The organism is Bradyrhizobium barranii subsp. apii (assembly GCF_011516635.5).
Lineage (GTDB): Bacteria > Pseudomonadota > Alphaproteobacteria > Rhizobiales > Xanthobacteraceae > Bradyrhizobium > Bradyrhizobium barranii.
The window spans coordinates 396,114-417,110 of sequence record NZ_CP096255.1 but is presented as its reverse complement, the minus strand read 5'-3'; the positions used below and the strand labels follow the sequence as shown (position 1 = coordinate 417,110).

Genomic DNA, 20,997 nt, shown 5'->3' with positions numbered 1-20,997 from the left:
CGCTAGACAACGTCAACGGCCGTATAACCGGCGGCAGTGTTGATTTCGGCGATCGACTCGAACGGTGTCGCGCCGCCCGTGATGCCATCGAGCTGGATGGCGCCGAAGCCGAAATCCAGCACGGTGTTGGTGCCGTCGTCGTCCACTATCACTGTCGCCGGGTCAAAGCCTGGCGGAGCGTCGACAACAACGGCATCGCCATCGGCAAAGCTGAGATCGGTGACTTCATCGTTGCCGAAGTTCGTAGCTGTGTTGTCGCCGAAATTGTGCGTATCGGTACCAGCACCGCCCGTCAGCACATCATCGCCGAGTCCACCGTTGAGGACGTCGGCGCCATTGCCGCCGGACAACTCGTCATCGCCGTTACCGCCGTTCAGGGTGTCATTGCCGGCGCCGCCCGACAGGATGTCAGCCCCAGCCCCGCCGTTCAGGACATCGGTGCCGTCGCCGCCATCGAGCGTGTCATCTCCGGCGTCGCCGTCGAGCGTGTCGTTGCCGGTTCCGCCGCTCATTTCGTCATCACCGGCGCCGCCGCTCATGGCATCGTTGCCCGCGCCGCCGGCCATCTCGTCGTCTCCGGCATCGCCGAACATCGTATCGTTACCGGCGCCGCCGTCCATGATGTCGTCGCCCGCGTCGCCGTGCATGGTGTCGTTGCCATCGCCACCGTTGAGCGTATCGGCGCCCAAACCGCCGTTCAGGATGTCGTCACCGGTACCGCCGTTCAGCAGGTCATTGCCAAGTCCGCCGTTCAGCGTGTCGTTGCCGGCATCGCCATTCAGAGTGTCATCTCCGAATCCACCGTTGAGTAGGTCGTTACCGTCGCCGCCATTCAAGACGTCATTGCCGGCGTCGCCGCTCAACGTATCGTCGCCGGCGTCGCCCCACAGGGTGTCGGCACCCGCGCCGCCATGAATGTCATCATTGCCGTCGCCGCCGTGGATGCCGTCGTCGCCGGCGTCACCAAAGAGCTGATCAGCGCCGGTTCCGCCATCGATGGTGTCGTTGCCTTGGTCGCCGTGGATGATGTCGGCGCCGGCATTTCCGTTCAGCGTGTCGTCGCCCGCGCCGCCGTTGATCGTGTCGTCGCCGGCGCCACCGGTGATCGTATCGATACCGGCATTTCCATCAAGGATGTCGTTGCCGGCACCACCATCGATGGAATCATTGCCCGCGCCGCCGCTTACGTCATCATTGCCGTCCAGGCCAGTAATGGTGTCGTTGCCTTGAAGGCCAAAGATCTGATCGTCTACATTCGTGCCAGGCAACACATCGTCGCCTGCTGTTCCGATGATCAGTGCCATGATCTTCACTCCCTTTGCATGGAAATGCGCGATGCGGGTCGCCTTGCGGCCCGTCACGGACGTCGCAGATTTCGGGTTGGCTTGATGCCCATCACCGATCGATGTGGGCTCCGATCAAGCAACCTTGGATGAAAGGAGAGCGATCCAGCAATCCCCATTTGGGGACAAAAGAATACGGCAAGCTGGTGGACCCAATGACGGCCACGGTCTTCGTCTCAGGCGCGAACGGCACTCACGCGTTCAAGCGAGTGAGTCCGTCAAGGCGATGCAAGGTGATGTCGGCGTGAGTGCGAGCGGAGATGTCTGCGACGCTCTCTCGATCGCGTACGATGATCGTACGCGCGTGCTGTCCGCGAGAGCCGGATGATGCTCGCGTCAATCCAGGATCGGCTCTCGCGGCAATTCGTCTTCAGGGCTGCGGGCCGTCATAGCCCTCGATGATGATGAGGTCGGCGATGGAGTGCGGCTGGCGCACCTTGATGTTGGCTTGGTATTCCGGCGAGTTGTAGCAGGCGATCGCGGTCTCGTAGTCGGGAAATTCAATCACGACGTTGCGCGAGCGGCTGGCGCCTTCGACGGTGGTGAACTTGCCGGCGCGAACGACGAAGCGGCCACCCCATTTCTTGAAGATCGGACCGTTGGCGACGGCATAGGGCTTGTAGCCCTCGTCGCTGCTCACATCCACGCGCCCGATCCAGTAGCCCTTTGCCATTGTTCTTCTCCCTGCTTGTTGATCTCTATCTAAGCATCATCCGACCGGAAAACCGCTGCGCGGTTTTTCCGAATCATGCGCCGAGCGCCTGCGCGATCTCGGCCTGGATGGCTTCAGCGATCGCCTTGGGGTCGGCGGCTTCCACCACCGGCCGTCCGACGACGAGATAATCGGCGCCCGCGGCAATTGCGCGACCCGGCGTCATGATGCGTTTCTGGTCGCCAGTCGCAGAACCCGCCGGCCGGATGCCGGGGGTGACGAGATGCATCTGGTGGCCGACGATCTTGCGCAAGGCGACGACCTCCTCGGGCGAGGACACCAGCCCGTCGACGCCGAGCACCTGCGCCTGCTGTGCGCGCGCTTCGACCAGCTCGGAGACGCTGAGCCGATAGCCGGCCGCATGCAGATCGTCGTCGTTGTAGGACGTCAGCACCGTGACGGCGAGAATCTTCAGGCTCGCGCTACCGCGGCCTTCGACCGCGCCCTTCATGGTCTGCGGATAGGCGTGCACGGTGACGAAGGTTGCACCCAGCCTGGCCACGCTCTCCACACCACGCGTGACGGTGTTGCCGATGTCGTGCATCTTGAGATCGGCGAACACCTTCTTGCCCTTGTCGGCGAGCTTGCCGATCAGCGGCAGGCCGCCGGCATAAGCGAGCTGATAACCGATCTTGTAGAAGGTGACGCTCTCGCCGAGCCTTGCGATCATCGCCTCCGCGGCGTCAACGCTGGGCAGGTCGAGCGCTACGATCAGGCGGTCCTTCGGGGCGATCTCGGCTGGCGTCATGTCACCTCACATCATGCGTTGGGAAATGTCGATTAATTGCCGCACCAGCTCCTTCAACGCGGCGATGTCGCCCTCGTTCTTCAGCCTGTCCATATCGTCATAGGCCTGGTCGGCAAAGGCGAGCGTGAGCTGGCTGGCAATCACATTGGCGTGGCAGGAGGTCAGGATCAGCCGCAGCGCCTGGAGTGCACGGGCCGCACCGAGCCGGCTCTGCGAGGCGCCGGCGAGCGCGAAGGCGCGGTTGCGAAACACGTCGCCGCGCGTCTCGTGCAGCTCATGTACGCGGCTGATCCAGTCGATCGCGTTCTTGAGCAGCGGCGGCACCGAGGCGTTGTATTCGGGCGAAACGATCAGCACGCCATGATGCGCGCCGATCATGCGCTTGAGATTGATCGCGTGCTTGGGCGCGCCCGACTTGGCCTGGAGATCGCCGTCATAGATCGGCAGCGGAAAATCGGCGAGCGAGATGCGGGTGACGTCGACGCCGGCCTGGGCGAATTCATAGGCGGCGACCGCCGCCAGCTTCGCATTGTGCGAGCCGGTGCGCAGCGAGCCGGGAATGACCAGGATTTTGGGTGCGGGCATCCACTTCCATGCGTTCGGCGAAACGAGTCCGCCGCGCAAAAGGGAATGCCGACGGAATTAGTCCTTGCGATACACCCAGACGCGGGCCGGCGGAAGGTTCATCCAGATCCGTTCCGAGGCCTCTGTGGACACGCCGGGCAGCGATTTCGGGATCGGCGGCACCACCGCATAGGTGAACTGCACGAAGGGCGCGCCCGGGGTCAGCGCCGCGAAGGCGTCGCGGACCAGCCGGAGCCGCGTCAGCATCGGTTTTGTCACGAGCGGCAGGCCGGAGACGACGGCGGAGGCCGGCGCGCTGAGCACGTTCCAGAGCGTGTCGCGCAGGCGATAGGCATCGCCCTGCACCACCTTGGCTTGCGGATAGCGGTCGCGCAGCAAGGCGCAGAAGCCGGGATTGTATTCGACGAGGACGAGGCGCTTCTGGTCGACGCCGCGCTCGACCAGGGCCGAGGTGATGGCGCCGGTGCCGGGCCCGAGCTCGACCACGGGTGCGTCTGAATTGACGTCGACGTAATGCGCCATGGTCCGGGCGAGCAGCTTGCCCGAAGGCATCACTGCACCCATGTGCAGCGGCTTTTCGATCCACGACCTTAGAAAGCGCACCTCGTCGTCGAGACGGGGCTTCTTCAACGCACGCGCGGACGATGGCAATGGCATGTCGGGACCGGACGGGACCGCGGGACCGCGGCGTGTCAGAAAATGGTCATAAACAGGTATAGGCCGAAGGCGATACGGTCAAGACGAGTCAGGTCGCCCGATTACTGAATAGATCCTTGACCTTGGCGAAGAAGCCGACCGATTCCGGCTGGGTATTGCCGGAGGAGAGCTTTTCGAATTCCGCCAGCAATTCCTGCTGCTTCTTGGTGAGACTCTGCGGGGTCTCGACGGCAACCTGGACGTACATGTCGCCCATCTGGCGCGAGCGCAGCACCGGCATGCCTTTTGATGCAATGCGGAATCGGCGGCCCGACTGGGTTCCGGCCGGCACCTTCACCTTGGTTTTGCCGCTGTCGATGGTCGGCACCTCGAATTCGCCGCCGAGGGCGGCCGTCACCATCGAGATCGGCACCCGGCAGTGCAAATCGGCGCCGTCGCGCTGGAAGAGCTGGTGCTGGGCCAGCGACAGGAAGATGTAGAGGTCGCCGGGCGGGCCGCCGCGAACCCCGGCCTCGCCCTCGCCGGCGAGCCTGATCCGGGTGCCGTCCTCGACCCCCGGGGGAATGTTGACCGACAGCGTCCGCTCGCGGGTGACCCGGCCCTGGCCGGAGCAGGACGGGCAGGCATCCTCGATCATCTGGCCGCGGCCCTGGCAGCTCGGACAGGTGCGCTCCAGCGTGAAGAAGCCCTGCGACTGCCGCACACGGCCGGCGCCGCCGCAGCTCGAGCAGGTCTTCGGCTTGGTGCCGGCCTTGGCGCCGATGCCCGAGCAGGCCTCGCAGGTGACCGAGACTGGAATCTCGATCTGCGCGGTTTTGCCGCCAAAGGCTTCCTCGAGCGTGATTTCCATGTTGTAGCGCAGATCGGCGCCACGCTCGCGGCCGCCGCGACCGCGCTGCCCGGCCATGCCGAACAGGTCTTCGAAGATGTCGGAGAAGGAGGAGGCGAAGCCCGCGCCGAAACCGGCACCGCCGCCGCCCTGCTCGAAGGCCGCGTGGCCGAAGCGGTCATAGGCCGCGCGCTTGTCCTTGTCCTTGAGGACCTCGTAGGCCTCGTTGATTTCCTTGAACTTGACTTCGCTGGTGTCGTCCCCGGGATTGCGGTCCGGGTGGAATTTCATCGCAAGCTTGCGGAAGGACGATTTCAGGACGGAATCGTCGGCAGTGCGTTCGACTTCGAGCGTTTCGTAATAGCAGCGCTTGGTGGACGTGGACATGTTGAACTCGGTCTATCCAATCGCGATTCAAGTCGGAGCGGAACAACGTCGCCAGGAGACGATATAGGCAGCCCTTTGCTTCGCGGCAGAGGGCGGCACGGCGACGTTCATCATAACGGCTGGGAATTGATCGATCGTAACGGGGACACGCCCCGCCGAGCCCGACACGACGGCCTCCCCCGTGAGGGGGGAGGCCGGTAGCGCGTGTGGGGTCCAAGCCGTCCGCATCATCACCCTCTTGGGGATCAGGCGGACTTCTTGTTGTTCTTGTCGTCGTCGACTTCGGTGAATTCCGCGTCGACGACGTCGTCCTTGGCCGCATCCTTCTTGGCGTCGGCCTCGGCCTGCTGCTTGTACATGGCCTCGCCGAGCTTCATCGAAGCCTGGGCCAGCGTCTGGGTCTTGGCCTTGATCGCCTCGGCATCGTCGCCCTTCAGCGCTTCCTTGAGGTCGCTGACGGCATCCTCGATGGCGCGGCGCTCGGGCTCTGCGACCTTCGAACCGTGCTCGGCCAGAGCCTTCTCGGTGGAGTGCACCAAGCCATCCGCCTCGTTCTTGGCGGTGACGGCCTCGCGGCGCTTCTTGTCCGCCTCGGCGTTGGCCTCGGCGTCCTTGACCATCTTCTCGATGTCGGCTTCCGACAGGCCGCCGGAGGCCTGGATGCGGATCTGCTGCTCCTTGGCCGTGGCCTTGTCCTTGGCCGAGACGTTGACGATGCCGTTGGCGTCGATGTCGAAGGTCACCTCGATCTGCGGCATGCCGCGCGGAGCCGGCGGAATGCCCATCAGATCGAACTGGCCGAGCATCTTGTTGTCGGCCGCCATTTCACGCTCGCCCTGGAAGACGCGGATGGTGACCGCGTTCTGGTTGTCCTCGGCGGTCGAGAACACCTGGCTCTTCTTGGTCGGGATCGTGGTGTTGCGGTCGATGATGCGGGTGAACACGCCGCCCAGCGTCTCGATGCCCAGCGACAGCGGGGTCACGTCGAGCAGCAGCACGTCCTTGACGTCGCCCTGGAGCACGCCGGCCTGGATCGCGGCACCGATCGCCACGACTTCGTCCGGGTTGACGCCCTTGTGCGGCTCCTTGCCGAACAGCTGCTTCACGACTTCCTGGACCTTCGGCATGCGCGACATGCCGCCGACCAGAACGACTTCGCCGATCTCACCGGCGGTGACGCCGGCGTCCTTCAGCGCCTTGCGGCAGGGCTCGACCGTCTTCTGGACGAGGTCGTCGACCAGCGCCTCGAACTTGGCGCGGGTGAGCTTCATCGTCAGATGCTTGGGGCCGGTCTGGTCCGCGGTGATGAAGGGCAGGTTGATCTCGGTCTGCGTCGTCGACGACAGCTCGATCTTGGCCTTTTCAGCGGCTTCCTTCAGGCGCTGCAACGCGAGCTTGTCGTTGCGCAGGTTGATGCCCTGCTCCTTCTGGAACTCGTCGGCCAGATAACCCACGAGGCGCATGTCGAAGTCTTCGCCGCCGAGGAAGGTGTCGCCGTTGGTCGACTTCACCTCGAACACGCCGTCGCCGATTTCGAGAATGGAGATATCGAACGTGCCGCCGCCAAGATCGTACACGGCGATCGTGCCGGTCTTGGTCTTGTCCAGACCATAGGCGAGCGCGGCCGCGGTCGGCTCGTTGATGATGCGCAGCACTTCAAGGCCGGCGATCTTGCCGGCGTCCTTGGTCGCCTGGCGCTGGGCGTCGTTGAAGTAAGCGGGAACGGTGATGACGGCCTGGTCGACCTTCTGGCCGAGATGGGCTTCCGCGGTCTCCTTCATCTTCTGCAGGATGAACGCAGACACCTGCGACGGCGAGTAGGTCTGGCCGTCGGCCTCGACCCAGGCGTCGCCGTTGGAAGCCTTCACGATCTTGTACGGAACGAGCTTCTTGTCCTTCTCGACCATCGGGTCGTCGTAGCGGCGGCCGATGAGGCGCTTCACTGCGAAGAACGTACGCTCGGGATTGGTAACTGCCTGGCGCTTGGCAGGCTGGCCGACGAGGCGCTCACCGTCGTCCGTCACGGCGACGATCGAAGGCGTCGTGCGCATGCCTTCGGAATTCTCGATGACTTTGGCGTTCTTGCCATCCATCACGGCGACGCACGAATTCGTGGTGCCGAGGTCGATCCCAATGACCTTTCCCATGGTCCTGATATCCTTGTTTTTGCGGCAGGTTGGCTGGGCCCAAGAGGCACCCGCTCCAAACCCCCTAAGATCAAACATCCGCGATATTGCGATGGTTGACGCTCATATAGGAGGGGGGGAGGGGCCCGCAAGGACCGAACGCAAGTTTCGGCCATGAAAACATTGGGTTTTGGAAGATCATATCCGGGCTCAACCGCCCTTGCGGGTGAGGAATTATTAACAGGTTCAGGCGTCAGCCGGCCACCGCCACCGTGATCTGCCCCGCCCTGTTACCGGCGGGCCAAACCCGTTAAAAGGCGGGCGGCCGGACCGCCGCCATCAAGGCGGCTTTGCGCGACAAAGCGGCCCAACGGCCGACCATCGAACGGCCTCAATGTGAACCAATCAGAGTGCCCATGAAGCTCATTCGCGCGCTCGCCGTCCTCGTCGCCACAGCGCTTCCGGCCCTTGCGGCGGATGCCGTTTTCCCGCCCGGCTTGCGCCTCGGCATGGTGCCGCTGGTCGGCCTGAGCACGGCCAAGACGTTTCCGGGCTTCGAGAGCGAGGACGGCAGCGTCAAGGTGCTGATCACCGAGCTGCCGCCGGCGGCCTATGGCGAGGTCGTGAGCGCCTTCAATTCCAATCCAGCCGGCACCGCCGGCGTCAAGCAGGACAAGCTCGAGACCCCCGCGGGTCTTGCCTATTTCACCACGGAAAGCGGCAAGGCCGGCGAGACGCCGGTGAAGCGCTACTCGATGATCGTGCCGGGCGCCGGCTTCTCCGGCTATGTCGCGGTGCAGATCCCGGAGAACGCGACCAAGATCTACACCGACGAGGCGGTGCGGCAGATGTTTGCGAGCGCCGTCACCCGCAAGCAGGTCTCGGCCGAAGAGCAGATCGGGCTGATGCCGTTCAAGATCACCGATCTCGCCGATTTCAAGGACATCCGCACCCTGGCGCCGGGCTCCAGCATCATCCTGGCCGACGGCAATGAGAGCTCGGGCTATGAATCCAAGCCGTTCATGATCCTCGGCCTGATCGGCGCCACCCCGCAGCAGGCCGACGATCGCGCCCGCTTTGCCCAGGAGGCCGCGTTGCAGATTCCCGGCGTGCGCGAATCCCGCGTCACCATGTCGGAGCCGATCCGCATCAACGGCCAGCAGGGTTTCGAGACCCGGATCGACGGCGTCAGCGGCAAGGACAAGACGCCCGTGACCGTGGTCCAGTGGATCCGCTTCTCGAGCGGCGGCGCCTCGCTGCGCATCATCGCCAGCGCCCCGCGCGACCAGTGGTCGGCCGCCTTCACCCGCTTCCGCGCCGTGCGCGACGGCATCCAGCCCAAGGGTTAGTCTCAAGGGTTAGTCTCAAGGGTTAGCCCAAGCGCTGGACAGAACCGGCTGCATTTTCGGGCTTCTGTTCGTATACGAACGGAACTAGGCTTCCTTCCATTGGATCATCCTGGAGGGAGGCGAACGATGCTTGATCGACGACAAATCCTCGCGGCGCTTGGGACAAGCGCTCTCGTAGCCCTTGCTCCAACCGCGCTCCTTGCGGCCGCATCGATCAAGCCGGACGATGCCTCCGCGCTGCTCGTGATCGACGTGCAAAACTGCTTCCTGCCCGGCGGCAGCCTCGCCGTGAAGGAAGGCGAGCAGGTAGTTCCCGTCATCAACAAGATGGCGAAGGCCTTTGCGAACGTGGTGATGACCCAGGACTGGCACACGCCAGGTCACATCTCGTTTGCGTCGGTGCACTCCGGCAAGAAGCCGTTCGAGACCGTCGACCTCCCTTACGGCAAGCAGGTGCTGTGGCCCGATCATTGCGTGCAGGGCACCTATGGCGCTGCGCTGTCGAAGGATCTCGCGATCCCGCATGCCGAGCTCATCATCCGCAAGGGTTTTCACAAGGACGTCGACAGCTATTCGGCCTTCCTGGAGGCCGACGGCAAGACCTCGACGGGCCTCGCCGGTTACCTGAAGGGCCGCAAGATCAAGCGCGTCTTCGTCGCCGGCCTCGCGACAGACTTCTGCGTCGCCTGGACCGCGCTCGATGCGCGCAAGGCGGGCTTCGAGGTCTATGTGGTGGAGGACGCCTGCCGCGGCATCGACACGCAGGGTTCGCTCGCAAAAGCCTGGGCCGACATGGCCAAGGCCGGCGTGAAGCAGATTCAGTCCGCGGATATCGCGGTGAGCGCGTAAGCGGCGCGAAAAGCTGCCAAACCCTCATCCTGAGGAGCGTGCCCCTTAGCACGCGTCTCGAAGGATGAAGGCCGAGCTGCAACAGCCGGGCCTGCATGGTTCGAGACGGCGCTGACGCGCCTCCTCACCATGAGGATCGACCAGTGCGCCGCTCAGTTCACTTCGTTGCTGTTCGCAGCCGGCGCAGCCTTCGTGCCGCCCTTGGCGACACCGACCAGCGCCGGGCGCAGCACGCGCTCGCCGATGGTGTAGCCGGCCTGCATGACCTGCACGACGGTGCCCGCAGGCACCGACGCATCCGGCACCTCGTACATCGCCTGCTGGAAGTTCGGGTCGAACTTCTGTCCCTGCGGATCGAACTTCTTGACGCCGTGCTTTTCCAGCGCGTTGAGCAGCGAGCGCTCGGTCAGCTCGACGCCCTCGATCAGCGAGGTCAGGCCCGGATCGGCCGCGGCACGGGCCTCGGCCGGAACGGCATCGAGCGCACGCTGGAGATTATCGGCGATGTCGAGCACGTCGCGGGCAAAGCCGGTGATGCCGTAGAGGCGGGCATCGGCGACCTCCTTGGTGGTGCGCTTGCGCAGATTTTCCATCTCGGCCAGCGTCCGCAGCATGCGGTCACGCGCCTCGGCGGCTTCCTTCTGCAACAGCTCGACTGAGCCGGGCTCCGGATCGTCGGGCATGATGTAGGGTTTTGACACCACGGGCTCGTCGGTCGGTGGGGTCGCGTCGTCGGGCTGCCGGTCTCGATCGGTCATCGGCTCTCTTCTCGAACTCGTCTCAAGGGATTGCTGGCCCGGATATCGTGCCTAAGCTCACGAAAATCAAGCGCCCGTGATCGGAGGAAACGCCGATCAGCCCCCCAGGAGGCGGCTGACGATGCGCGCGGCGTAGTCCACGGTCGGGATTACGCGGGCATAATTCAGCCGCGTCGGCCCGATCACGCCCAAAACACCGACGATGTGGCCGGCGGCATCCCGATAGGGCGAGATGATGGTGGAGGAGCCCGACAAGGAAAACAGTTTGTTCTCCGAACCGATGAAGATCCGCACGCCCTCGGCGGTCTCGGCGCGCCCCAGAAGGTCGATCACGCCGCGCTTGGTCTCGAGATCGTCGAACAGCAGGCGAACGCGCTCGAGATCCTCCAGCGCGTGCAGATCCTCGAGCAGATTGGCGTGACCGCGAACGATCAGCTGGCGGTCCTCGTTCTCGCCGCCGGACCAGCTCGCAATGCCGGCCGAAATCACCTTCTGCGTCAGTTGATCGAGCTCGGCGCGGGCTTCGCCGAGCGCGGTTTCGAGCTCGAGCCGGGCCTCGGCCAGCGTGCGGCCGCGGATCCGCGCATTGAGGAAATTACCGGCTTCCGTGAGCGCCGAGGAGGGAACTCCCGGCGGCAGCGACAGCACGCGGTTTTCGACCTGACCGTCCTCGCCGACCAGGATCACCAGCGCCTTCTCGGGTTCCAGCCGGACGAATTCGATGTGTTTCAGCCGCGCATTGGATTTCGGGGTCAACACGACCGCTGCGGCGCGGGTGAGACCGGACAGCCGCGTCAGCGCCTCCGACAGCGCCGCCTCGACCGATTGGGCGTGACCCACCGACGTCAACTGGCTCTGGATCGACTGCCGCTCGGCGTCATTGAGGTCGCCGACCTGCATCAGGGCGTCGACGAAGAAGCGTAAGCCCAGTTCCGTCGGCAAGCGGCCGGCAGAGGTGTGGGGCGCATAGATTAGGCCGAGCTGTTCCAGGTCGGCCATGACGTTGCGGACCGAGGCCGGGGACAGCGGCATCGCGATCAGCCGCGAAATATTGCGCGAGCCGACCGGCTCGCCGGTCGCGAGATAGCTTTCGACAATTTGACGAAAGATGTCGCGGGAACGCTCGTTGAGCTGGGCGAGGCCTGCGCGCGGCGCGATCAGATGGATCGGATCGTGATGGGCCACGGACGATAACTCCTCTCAGACGCTTATAATTTGTCCATCCCGGAGGGTTCTGACAAGCGTGGCGTTTGCGGGGTGGAAAACCCGGGGTGAAAAAGCCTTGCCGCCCACCCTCACCCCACCTACAAGCACCGCGAATAGCCCTTTTCCGAGAGTTTTGGAGGATTTCCCATGCGGCCAAGCCGCCGTGCGCCCGACGAATTGCGCCCCGTGACGCTGGAGCGCGGCGTGGTCAAATATGCGGAAGGCTCCTGCCTGGTGAAATTCGGCGACACCCATGTGCTGGTCACCGCCACGCTGGAAGACCGCCTGCCGCCGTGGCTGAAGGGCCAGGGCCGCGGCTGGGTCACCGCCGAATACGGCATGCTGCCCCGCGCGACCTCCGAACGCACCCGCCGCGAGGCCTCCGCCGGCAAGCAAAGCGGCCGCACCGTCGAGATTCAGCGCCTGATCGGCCGCTCGCTTCGCACCATCGTCGATCTCGAAGCGCTCGGTGAGCGCCAGATCACGGTCGATTGCGACGTGCTCCAGGCCGACGGTGGCACGCGCACGGCCTCGATCACCGGTGCCTGGGTCGCGCTCGCCGATTGCATCAACTGGATGAAGGCGCGCAACATGATCAAGGCCAAGGTGCTGCGCGACAACGTCGCCGCGATCTCCTGCGGCATCTACAACGGCACGCCCGTGCTCGACCTCGACTATGCCGAGGATTCCGAAGCCCAGACCGACGCCAATTTCGTCCTGACCGGCGATGGCCGCATCATCGAGGTGCAGGGCACCGCGGAACGCGAGCCGTTCACGCAGGACGAGTTCCTCGCGCTGATGGCGCTGGCCCAGAAGGGTATCGCGCGGCTCGTGGACTTGCAGAAACTGGCCGTGGCGTAGTCAATAGGCCCATGCACCGCCGAATCACCGGAAAGCTCGTCATCGCGACCCACAATCCCGGCAAGCTCGCCGAGATGAAGGAGTTGCTCGCGCCTTGCGGCATCGAGGCGGTGTCGGCCGGTGAGCTCGGCCTGCCCGAGCCCGACGAGACCGGCAACGATTTCCGCAGCAATGCCGCGATCAAGGCGATCGCGGCGGCGCAGGCGACCAAGCTTCCCTCCTTCGCCGACGATTCCGGCATCGTGGTCGACGCGCTCGATGGCGCGCCCGGCATCTACAGCGCGCGCTGGGCCGGACCGTCAAAAGATTTCGCTGCCGCGATGGCGCAGATCGAGCGCCTGTTGCAGGAGCGCGGCGCCGCCACGCCCGACAAGCGCACCGCTCATTTCGTTTCCGCGCTCTGCGTCGCCTGGCCCGACGATCATCTCGAAGAGGTCGAGGCGCGCGTCGACGGCAGCTTGGTCTGGCCGCCGCGCGGCACGGCCGGCTTCGGTTATGATCCGATGTTCCTGCCCAATGGCCACGATCGCACGTTCGGCGAGATGACCAGCATCGAGAAGCACGGCCTGCCGCCGCTCGGCCTCGGCCTGTCGCATCGCGCCCGCGCCTTCGTGAAACTGGCGGAGATCTGCCTTGAGCCGCGCTAAGCAAGCTTTCGGCGTCTATGTGCACTGGCCGTTCTGCCTGTCGAAGTGCCCCTATTGCGACTTCAACAGCCACGTCCGCCACGCCGCGATCGACGAGACGCGCTTCGCTTCAGCTTTCGCGCGTGAAATCGAAACGACCGCACAGCGTGCGCCCGGGCGTGAAGTCACCTCGATCTTCCTCGGCGGCGGCACGCCGTCGCTGATGCAGCCCGCAACCGTCGGCGCGGTGCTCGATGCCATCGGCAAGCATTGGCGCGTCGCCAGCGATGTCGAGGTCACGCTCGAGGCAAACCCGACCAGCGTCGAAGCCACGCGCTTCGCCGGCTATCGCGCCGCCGGCGTCAACCGCGTCTCGCTCGGCGTGCAGGCCCTCGACGATGCCTCGCTGAAAGCGCTGGGCCGGATGCACAGCGCGCGCGAGGCGCTCGATGCCGTCGCCATCGCGCGCCGCTCGTTCGACCGTTATTCGTTCGACCTGATCTACGCCCGCCCCGACCAGACACCGGCGATGTGGGCCGACGAGCTGCGTCTCGCGATCGATGAAGCGGCCGAGCATCTGTCGCTCTATCAATTGACGATCGAGGAAGGCACGCCGTTCTTCGGCCTGCACCAGGCCGGCAAATTGAAGACGCCGGACGAAGCCGTCGCGCGCGCGCTCTACGACGTCACGCAGGAGACCTGCGACAAGCTCGGCCTGCCCGCCTACGAGATTTCAAATCACGCGCGGCGCGGCGCCGAGTGCCGGCACAATCTGGTGTACTGGCGCGGCGATGAATATGCCGGCATCGGCCCCGGTGCCCATGGCCGCCTCGACATCGACGGTATCAGGCACGCCACCGCCACCGAGAAGCGTCCCGAGGCTTGGCTGATGCGCGTCGAGACCAACGGCCACGGCAACGTCACCGACGATCTCCTCAACAGCGAGGAGCGCGCCGACGAATTTTTGCTGATGGGATTGCGTCTCGCCGAGGGCATCGACCCCGAACGCTACAGCGCGCTGTCGGGCCGCCCGCTTGATCCCAAGCGCATCGCGCTGTTGCGCGAGGAAGGTGCGATCATCGTGGATACGACGGGGCGGCTGCGCGTGACCAGCAGCGGCTTCCCGGTGCTGGACGCGGTGGTCGCGGATCTCGCCGCGTAGCGAGCTGCCGTCGGGTGGGCAAAGCGCAAGCGTGCCCACCATTTTCACAGCGTTTGCAGGCAGATGGTGGGCACGGCGCGAAGCGCGCCTTTGCCCACCCTACGGCACCGTCGCCCCGAACTACGCCCCAAAACTCTTCGGCGAGCCCGCGACCGCCACGCCACCACCCGTCGTCACCTTCATCACGGCGAGGCCGCGCTCGTTGGTGCCATCGGCGCGGAAGCGGAACAGGCCGTCGATGCCGGCGAAGCCGGAAGGGTTGGTGAGCACGTCCGGCGAGAAGCGCGTCGGGCCCTGCGTGCGCGCGAGCGCGGCGACGAGTGCGACCGCATCATAGGCGAGCGTCGCGGTGCGAATCGGCTCGGCGCCGTATTTGGTGCGGTAGCGGCCGGAGAAGGCGCGGAAGCCGGCCGGGTCCGGCGCGGCGTAGAGACCGCCTTGCAAGTTCGCATTGGCATAGACGCGCGGATTGTCCCACAGGCCGGTGCCGAGCAGCTGGATGTTGCGCAAATTGGCGCCTGCGGCCGTCATCGCATCGGCCACCGCGACGACGGCATCGCCGTCATCGGCAATGAACAGCGCATCCGCGCTGCCGAGCTGCTGCGCCACGGTACGCGCCGGCGTCGCGCGATCGGAACCGTATTTCTCGAAGGCGACAATGCGGCCGCCGCGCCGCGGCACCGCCGCCTTCACCGCGGCCTCGACGACATTGCCATAGGCGTTGTCGGGCACCAGCACGGCGACCGAGCGCTTTCCGATACTCGCGGAATATTCGACGATGCGGTTGATGTCGGACTCCGGCAGGAAGCTCAGCAGAAAGACGCCGCGGCCGGCAATGCTGGAATCGGTCGAGAACGCGATCACCGAGATGCCGCGCGTACGCGCGACCTGCGCCACCGCCGGCACCGACTGCGCGAACAGCGGGCCCAGGATGATCTCGGCGCCTTCGTCGACCGCCTGCTGCGCGCCCGCCTGCGCGCCTTGCGGGCTGCCGTTGTCGTCCTTGATCAGGAGCTGGATGTTGGGATTCTGGAACTCGGCCAGCGCCATCTCGGCGGCGTTGCGCATCGACTGCGCGGCGAGGCCGGCATTGCCGGCGGCCGAGAGCGGCAGGATCACGGCAACCTTCACCCCGCCGCTGCCGGCGGTGGTGGCCTGTTGCGGCGGTCCGGCCGGCTGAGCCGGGGCAGGGGAGGAGCTGCTGAACGGGTTGGAGAACTGGCTGAGACTCTGCTGCACGCCGGCGCAGGCCGACAGCAAGGGGGCGCCGAGCAACAGGCCGAGTGCGCTCCGCCGGGTCGCCCCCGATAATCGGGAGCCCTGAACGGGAGATTTAGGATCGCGCGGGCCCAGCATCACAACTTCTCTTCTGACCGACCGTCGGCCGGCCGGTCACAACATTCTTTCCACGACACAAGCCGCGGATTCAGGCATATTGTCGGCAAATAGTTAACTAAAACAAAAGGATAATGACCACTTAACGCGGCCACACCTCAAGCCCTGGCTAGCTGTCCACCATCCGTCACCCGCATCAAGGCGGCGTTTCCGCCGCGAATGTGGCGCCGACGCTTCATTCCCTCTGCAATGTGATGCCGGATGGATCACATTCCAGTCCTTCCTCACCCCTGACCTGGCGCGATCTTTTTCCGAGGACCGGTTCCCAGCCCCGGGGATCATGCCTAAGTTCGATTCATTATGCGCGTAAAGCCGAGCCCGATAAATACACCTGAAACGACGGATCCCGCCTCGCGCGGTTTCTCCATCGACGCCCATCGGCTGACGGCGCCGAAGGCGGCGCCGGGCCTCCATCTGGTCGCCACCCCCATCGGCAATCTCGGCGATATCACGCTGCGCGCGCTTCAGACGCTCGCCGGCGTCGACGTCATCGCCTGCGAGGACACCCGCATCACGCGGCGCCTGACCGAGCGCTACGCGATCACGGCCCAGCTCAAGCAATATCACGAGCACAACGCGGAAGCGGCGCGTCCGAAGATCCTGGAGGCGCTGGGGCAGGGCGGCTCGATCGCGCTGGTGTCGGATGCCGGCACGCCGCTGATCTCCGACCCCGGTTTCAAGCTGGGCGCGAGGTCTGCGCAGCCGGCCATGCGGTCTACGCGCTGCCCGGCCCGTCCTCGGTGCTGGCCGCGCTGTCGGTCGCCGCATTGCCGACCGACCGCTTCTTCTTCGAGGGCTTTCTGCCGGCGAAATCCGCCGCGCGAAAGTCGCGCCTTGCGGAGCTCGCCCGCATCGATGCGACGCTGGTGATGTTCGACTCCGGCAACCGCGTCCAGGACACGCTCGCCGAGCTTGCCGAGATCATGGGGACGCGCGAAGCCGCGATCTGCCGCGAATTGACGAAACTGCACGAGGAGATTTCGCGCGCGCCGCTGCAGGAGCTGGCACGCGGGGCGGACACGCTGGAGACGCGCGGCGAATTCGTGCTGGTGATCGCGCCGCCTGCGGCGGACGCGGAGCTGCTGACCTCGGATGCGCTCGACGGACTGCTGCGCGAGCAGCTCGCCGCGCACAGCGTCAAGGATGCCGTCGCGCATGCGGTCGCGCTCTCGGGCCGGCCACGCCGCGAGGTCTATGCCCGCGCGCTCGAGCTCGCAAAGGACCTGAGGGACGGCGATGGCGAAGACTGAGGGCGCGGAACCGAAAGTCGCCTCGCCCGAACGCGTCGCCGCGTTCCGCACCGGCATCTCCGCGGAGAGCCGCGCCGCCGCCTATCTCATGGCCAAGGGCTACCGCATCCTCGCCAGGCGCTACCGCACCCCACATGGCGAGATCGACATCGTGGCGCGCCGCCGCAACCTGATCGCCTTCGTCGAGGTCAAGGCCCGCGCGACGCTGGATGACGCCGCCTTCGCCGTGACCCCGCGCCAGCAGCAGCGCATCATCGACGCCGCGCAAGGCTGGCTCGTGGCGCATCCCGAGCATGCCGAATTCGAACTGCGATTCGACGCCATGCTGATTGCGCCGCGCTCGCTTCCGCGCCATGTGTTGGCGGCATTCGACGCCTCGACCTGAAAGGCAGACCATGAAACTGAACGTCGCCGTCCAGATGGACCCCATCGCCCGTATCAACGTCAAGGGCGATTCCACCTTTGCGCTGCTCCTGGAGGCGCAGAAGCGCGGCCACGGCCTGTCCTATTACACGCCCGACAAGCTCTCGATGGTCGGCGAAGAGATCGTCGCGCCCATCCAGCTCCTGACCGTGCGCGACGAGCCCGGCAATCACTTCACGCTGGGCGAGCCCAGGCGCGAAGCGCTCAACGGCTTCGACGTCGTGCTGCTGCGCCAGGATCCGCCGTTCGATCTCGCCTACATCACCTCGACGCATTTCCTGGAGCGCATCCATCCGAAGACGCTGGTCGTCAACAACCCCGCCTCGGTGCGCAACGCGCCGGAAAAACTGTTCGTGATGAACTTTCCGCAGCTGATGCCGCCGACGCTGATCTCGCGCGACCTCGACGAGATCAACGCGTTCCGGGATAAGCACGGCGCCGTCGTGATGAAGCCGCTGCACGGCCATGGCGGCGCGGCGGTGTTCCGCGTGATGCCGCAGGACATGAATTTCGGCTCGCTGTTCGACATGTTCTCGGTGACCTTCAAGGAGCCGTGGGTGATCCAACAGTTCATCCCCGAGGTGAAGCACGGCGACAAGCGCATCATCCTGGTCAACGGCGAGTTCGCCGGCGCGGTCAACCGCGTGCCGGCCGCCGACGACCTCCGCTCCAACATGGTGCGTGGCGGCGCCGCGCAGGAAACCGAGCTCACGCCACGCGAGCGCGAGATCTGCGCGACCGTCGGCCCGGCGCTGCGCGAGCACGGCCTGCTGTTCGTCGGCATCGACGTCATCAACGGCAACCTCACCGAGATCAACGTGACATCGCCGACGGGCATCCGTGCCATCGCGCGGCTCGGCGGGCCGGATGTCGCGGCGAAGGTCTGGGACGTGATCGAGCAGAAGCGGGCGAAGTAGGGCGCTCACTCGTAGCCCGGATGGAGCGCAGCGAAATCCGGGATCTCACAACGCGCTGCACGAGCCCGGATTGCGCTTCGCTCCATCCGGGCTGCGGACATCAATTGAAACACGAGGAAGTACGCTCCTCACCCTGAGGAGCGACTACCGCGCACGCTGCGCGAAGCGCCCATGACTAAACCACCCATTCACCATGACGCCGCGCGCATCGTTCGAACGAACGTCCCGCTCTGCGTGAATCTACGGGGCCATTGGCCGACCGGATAACGCGACGTTCACCATCTGCCCAGAACGCGCATCGTCACGGGCCATCACACTCGGCCTCGCAACACCCCTTATACTTTTACTCCCTACTCATCGACGCAGGGGAACCCGCCACGTGCGGTTCGAGTGCCCCGCGTAAGAGTAGAAGCGTATGAACACCGCACGCATTGTCGTTCTCGTCATCGCGCTGGGCGCCGGCGGCGTCGCTGCGTATCTGGCGAGCGGCTTTGACAACAAGCCCGCGCCCGCCCTTCCCGTCGCCGAGAAGCTGCCGACGGTCGAGGTGCTGATCGCGAAGAACGACATTCAGCTCGGCCAGGCCGTCAAGCCCGAGGATCTGCAATGGCAGTCCTGGCCGGCGGCAACCGCGAGCAGCGCCTTCATCCGCCGCGACAGCAGGCCCGACGCCCAGACCCAGATCGCAGGCTCGATCGCGCGCGTGCCGTTGATGCAGGGCGAACCCATCCGCGAGCAGAAGCTGGTGAGGGCCGAGGGCTCGGGCTTCATGGCCGCGATCCTGCCCTCCGGCATGCGGGCCGTCTCCACCGAGATTTCAGCCGAGACCGGCGCCGGCGGCTTCATCCTGCCGAACGACCGCGTCGACATCGTCCTGACGCGGCGCCTGAAGAACCCCGATGGCGCCAACGGCGCGACCGGCGGCAACGACCTGATCCTGTCGGAGGTCATCCTGAGCAACATCCGTGTGCTCGCGATCGACCAGGCTCCGAAAGAAAAAGACGGCCAGAACGCCGTGCTCGGCAAGACCGTCACGCTCGAGCTCAAGCCGGACCAGGTCGCGACGCTGTCGGCCTCGCGCCAGGGCGGCACGCTGACGCTCGCGTTGCGAAGCATCGCCGATGCCAACGCGTCGGAGATTTCGATCGAAGACCTGACGGCCAAACGGCCCGGCGGCGTGAACGTGATCCGCTACGGGGTGCAGGCACGGCAACTGACGTCACAGAAGTGATGATGGGGACACCATGAACTACGGGGATGATCGGACGGGCCTGCGCATTCGGGGGAAGCGCGCGCGCTCGTTCTGGACGGGGGCGGTGCTGATGCTGGGGCTGATCGCAGCCCCCGACGTCGTCAGCGCGGCGGATGCGCCGGTCGGCGACCAGGCGCCGATGCAGGCGCCGGATCTCGGCGTGTCGCCGGTTTCGACCATCGCGCCTGCACGCACGCGCTCGCTGTCGCTCGGCGTCGGCAAGTCCGTCGTCATCGACCTGCCGCGCGAGGTCAAGGACGTGCTGGTGGCCGATCCCAAGATCGCCAATGCAGTGATCCGCTCGTCGCAGCGCGCCTATATCATCGGCGGCCAGGTCGGCCAGACCAACGTCGTGTTCTTCTCCGCCGACGGCCAGCAGGTCGCCTCCTACGACATCGCGGTGAAGCGCGATCTCAACGGCATGCGCACGGCGCTGCGCCAATCGCTGCCGGGCGTGCAGATCGAAGGCGTCGGCGACAGCGTGATGCTGACCGGCTCGGTGTCGAGCCCGATCGAGGCCCAGCAGGCCGGCGATGTCGCCGCAAAACTCGTTGGCGGCGCTGACAAGGTCGTCAACAACATCGTCGTGCGCGGCCGCGACCAGGTGATGCTCAAGGTCGTCGTCGGCGAAGTCCGCCGCGACATCGTCAAGCAGCTGGGCGTCGACCTCAGCGCCAGCCTGAATGCCGGCACTGCGGTCGTGAACTTCAACAATTCCAATCCGTTCTCGGTCAGCGGCGGACCGATCGTCGGCAGCAACGGGCTCGGCGTGGCCGGGCTCGCCAAGGGTGTCGCCACCGTCAGCGCCACAATGCGCGCGATGGAAAGCGCCGGCGTGATGCGCACGCTCGCCGAACCGAGCCTGACCGCGATCTCGGGCGAATCCGCCACCTTCATCGCCGGCGGTGAATTTCCGATCCCCGCAGGCTATTCCTGCGATCCGGTCACGCACGTCTGTACCACCCAGGTCACCTACAAGAAGTTCGGCATCTCCCTGAACTTCACCCCGCTCGTGCTCAGCGAAGGCCGTATCAGCCTGCGCGTGATGACCGAGGTCTCGGAGCTGTCGAACACGAACGCGATCACGCTGACGCAGGCGGTGTCCTCGACCTCGAGCAACTCGATCACGATCCCCTCGGTCCAGACCCGCCGCGCCGAGACCACGCTGGAAATTCCCTCCGGGGGCTCGATGGCGATGGCCGGCCTGATCCAGCAGAAGACCAAGCAGGCGATCAACGGCCTGCCCGGCGTCGACCAGGTGCCGATCATCGGCGCGCTGTTCCGCAGCCAGGACTTCGTCAACAACGAGACCGAGCTGATGGTGATCGTGACGCCCTACGTGGTGCGCGCGGTCGCCCAGAAGGAATTATCGCGGCCCGACGACGGCTTTGCGCCGGCCTCGGACGCGCAGACGGCGCTGCTCGGCCGCATGAACCGGCTCTATGGCATCGCGCGCAGCGTCGATCCGATCGAAGGCAGCCGCGGCGATTTCGGCTTCATCATCGACTGAGACGGACGGTTTGGGGACCGGGACAGGAAACGGGGCAAGAGGGGACAAAGCG

General features: G+C 65.5%; 19 protein-coding genes and 1 pseudogene. 10 read left to right on the top strand and 10 right to left on the bottom strand.

Annotated elements, in window-relative coordinates; genetic code table 11:
- Positions 1 to 2: 2 nt before the first annotated feature.
- The 7 genes from HAP41_RS01955 to dnaK form a co-directional block, all read right to left on the bottom strand.
- Positions 3 to 1,304, bottom strand: a complete 1,302-nt coding sequence (locus HAP41_RS01955; RefSeq protein WP_175617958.1) for a calcium-binding protein — start codon at positions 1,302 to 1,304, stop codon at positions 3 to 5.
- Between the two features lie 409 nt (positions 1,305 to 1,713).
- Positions 1,714 to 2,016, bottom strand: a complete 303-nt coding sequence (locus tag HAP41_RS01950; RefSeq protein WP_063980243.1) for a DUF1330 domain-containing protein — start codon at positions 2,014 to 2,016, stop codon at positions 1,714 to 1,716.
- A gap of 73 nt (positions 2,017 to 2,089) precedes the next feature.
- A complete protein-coding gene (gene pyrF, locus HAP41_RS01945; protein WP_166061621.1) occupies positions 2,090 to 2,803 on the bottom strand; it encodes an orotidine-5'-phosphate decarboxylase in 714 nt (237 codons plus the stop codon).
- A 6-nt stretch (positions 2,804 to 2,809) separates the two neighbouring features.
- Positions 2,810 to 3,388, bottom strand: a complete 579-nt coding sequence (locus HAP41_RS01940) for an NADPH-dependent FMN reductase (protein WP_166061622.1) — start codon at positions 3,386 to 3,388, stop codon at positions 2,810 to 2,812.
- Between the two features lie 57 nt (positions 3,389 to 3,445).
- Positions 3,446 to 4,045: a class I SAM-dependent methyltransferase gene (locus HAP41_RS01935; RefSeq protein ID WP_028148799.1), complete on the bottom strand. Its 600-nt coding sequence runs from the start codon at positions 4,043 to 4,045 to the stop codon at positions 3,446 to 3,448.
- Positions 4,046 to 4,133: 88 nt separating this feature from the next.
- Positions 4,134 to 5,261, bottom strand: a complete 1,128-nt coding sequence (dnaJ, locus tag HAP41_RS01930) for a molecular chaperone DnaJ (protein WP_166061630.1) — start codon at positions 5,259 to 5,261, stop codon at positions 4,134 to 4,136.
- 245 nt (positions 5,262 to 5,506) lie between these two features.
- Complete coding sequence (gene dnaK, locus HAP41_RS01925; RefSeq protein ID WP_028148797.1) at positions 5,507 to 7,408, bottom strand: molecular chaperone DnaK; 1,902 nt, start codon at positions 7,406 to 7,408, stop codon at positions 5,507 to 5,509.
- A gap of 395 nt (positions 7,409 to 7,803) precedes the next feature.
- Between dnaK and HAP41_RS01920 the strand changes: the two genes are divergently transcribed.
- Both HAP41_RS01920 and pncA read left to right on the top strand, forming a co-directional pair.
- Positions 7,804 to 8,736 (top strand): hypothetical protein, encoded by a 933-nt coding sequence (locus HAP41_RS01920; RefSeq protein ID WP_166061689.1) that lies wholly within the window; start codon positions 7,804 to 7,806, stop codon positions 8,734 to 8,736.
- 126 nt (positions 8,737 to 8,862) lie between these two features.
- Positions 8,863 to 9,585 (top strand): bifunctional nicotinamidase/pyrazinamidase, encoded by a 723-nt coding sequence (gene pncA, locus HAP41_RS01915; protein WP_166061713.1) that lies wholly within the window; start codon positions 8,863 to 8,865, stop codon positions 9,583 to 9,585.
- A 152-nt stretch (positions 9,586 to 9,737) separates the two neighbouring features.
- Here the strand turns inward: pncA and grpE are convergent, their stop codons facing one another.
- Positions 9,738 to 10,343: a nucleotide exchange factor GrpE gene (grpE, locus tag HAP41_RS01910; protein ID WP_166061776.1), complete on the bottom strand. Its 606-nt coding sequence runs from the start codon at positions 10,341 to 10,343 to the stop codon at positions 9,738 to 9,740.
- Between the two features lie 96 nt (positions 10,344 to 10,439).
- The gene (gene hrcA, locus HAP41_RS01905) at positions 10,440 to 11,528 is read right to left on the bottom strand and encodes a heat-inducible transcriptional repressor HrcA (RefSeq protein ID WP_063980248.1); all 1,089 of its coding nucleotides are present in this window, start codon (positions 11,526 to 11,528) and stop codon (positions 10,440 to 10,442) included.
- Positions 11,529 to 11,696: 168 nt separating this feature from the next.
- On the opposite strand from hrcA, the gene rph reads away from it, so the two are divergent.
- Genes rph through hemW form a run of 3 tightly spaced genes read left to right on the top strand, consistent with a single transcriptional unit; the run spans position 11,697 to position 14,198 of the window.
- Positions 11,697 to 12,410, top strand: coding sequence for a ribonuclease PH (rph, locus tag HAP41_RS01900; RefSeq protein WP_014490830.1), 714 nt, complete (start codon positions 11,697 to 11,699; stop codon positions 12,408 to 12,410).
- An 11-nt stretch (positions 12,411 to 12,421) separates the two neighbouring features.
- Positions 12,422 to 13,057, top strand: coding sequence for an RdgB/HAM1 family non-canonical purine NTP pyrophosphatase (gene rdgB / locus HAP41_RS01895; protein ID WP_166061817.1), 636 nt, complete (start codon positions 12,422 to 12,424; stop codon positions 13,055 to 13,057).
- Complete coding sequence (hemW, locus tag HAP41_RS01890) at positions 13,044 to 14,198, top strand: radical SAM family heme chaperone HemW (protein WP_166061868.1); 1,155 nt, start codon at positions 13,044 to 13,046, stop codon at positions 14,196 to 14,198. Before rdgB ends, hemW begins: the two co-directional genes overlap by 14 nt.
- Positions 14,199 to 14,318: 120 nt before the next feature.
- Here the strand turns inward: hemW and HAP41_RS01885 are convergent, their stop codons facing one another.
- A complete protein-coding gene (locus HAP41_RS01885; protein WP_166061878.1) occupies positions 14,319 to 15,554 on the bottom strand; it encodes a penicillin-binding protein activator in 1,236 nt (411 codons plus the stop codon).
- A gap of 339 nt (positions 15,555 to 15,893) precedes the next feature.
- Between HAP41_RS01885 and rsmI the strand changes: the two are divergent.
- The 5 genes and pseudogenes from rsmI to HAP41_RS01860 all read left to right on the top strand — a co-directional run bounded on the left by rsmI (position 15,894) and on the right by HAP41_RS01860 (position 20,945).
- Positions 15,894 to 16,843, top strand: a pseudogene (rsmI, locus tag HAP41_RS01880) (16S rRNA (cytidine(1402)-2'-O)-methyltransferase).
- The gene (locus tag HAP41_RS01875; RefSeq protein WP_028155515.1) at positions 16,830 to 17,228 is read left to right on the top strand and encodes a YraN family protein; all 399 of its coding nucleotides are present in this window, start codon (positions 16,830 to 16,832) and stop codon (positions 17,226 to 17,228) included. The pseudogene rsmI and the gene HAP41_RS01875 overlap by 14 nt, the downstream one beginning before the upstream one ends.
- Positions 17,229 to 17,238: 10 nt before the next feature.
- On the top strand, positions 17,239 to 18,183 hold the full coding sequence (gshB, locus tag HAP41_RS01870; protein WP_166061955.1) for a glutathione synthase: 945 nt from the start codon (positions 17,239 to 17,241) through the stop codon (positions 18,181 to 18,183).
- 415 nt (positions 18,184 to 18,598) lie between these two features.
- Positions 18,599 to 19,414, top strand: coding sequence for a Flp pilus assembly protein CpaB (gene cpaB / locus HAP41_RS01865; protein WP_063980255.1), 816 nt, complete (start codon positions 18,599 to 18,601; stop codon positions 19,412 to 19,414).
- A gap of 13 nt (positions 19,415 to 19,427) precedes the next feature.
- The gene (locus HAP41_RS01860; RefSeq protein ID WP_166062001.1) at positions 19,428 to 20,945 is read left to right on the top strand and encodes a type II and III secretion system protein family protein; all 1,518 of its coding nucleotides are present in this window, start codon (positions 19,428 to 19,430) and stop codon (positions 20,943 to 20,945) included.
- The last annotated feature ends 52 nt before the right edge of the window (positions 20,946 to 20,997 follow it).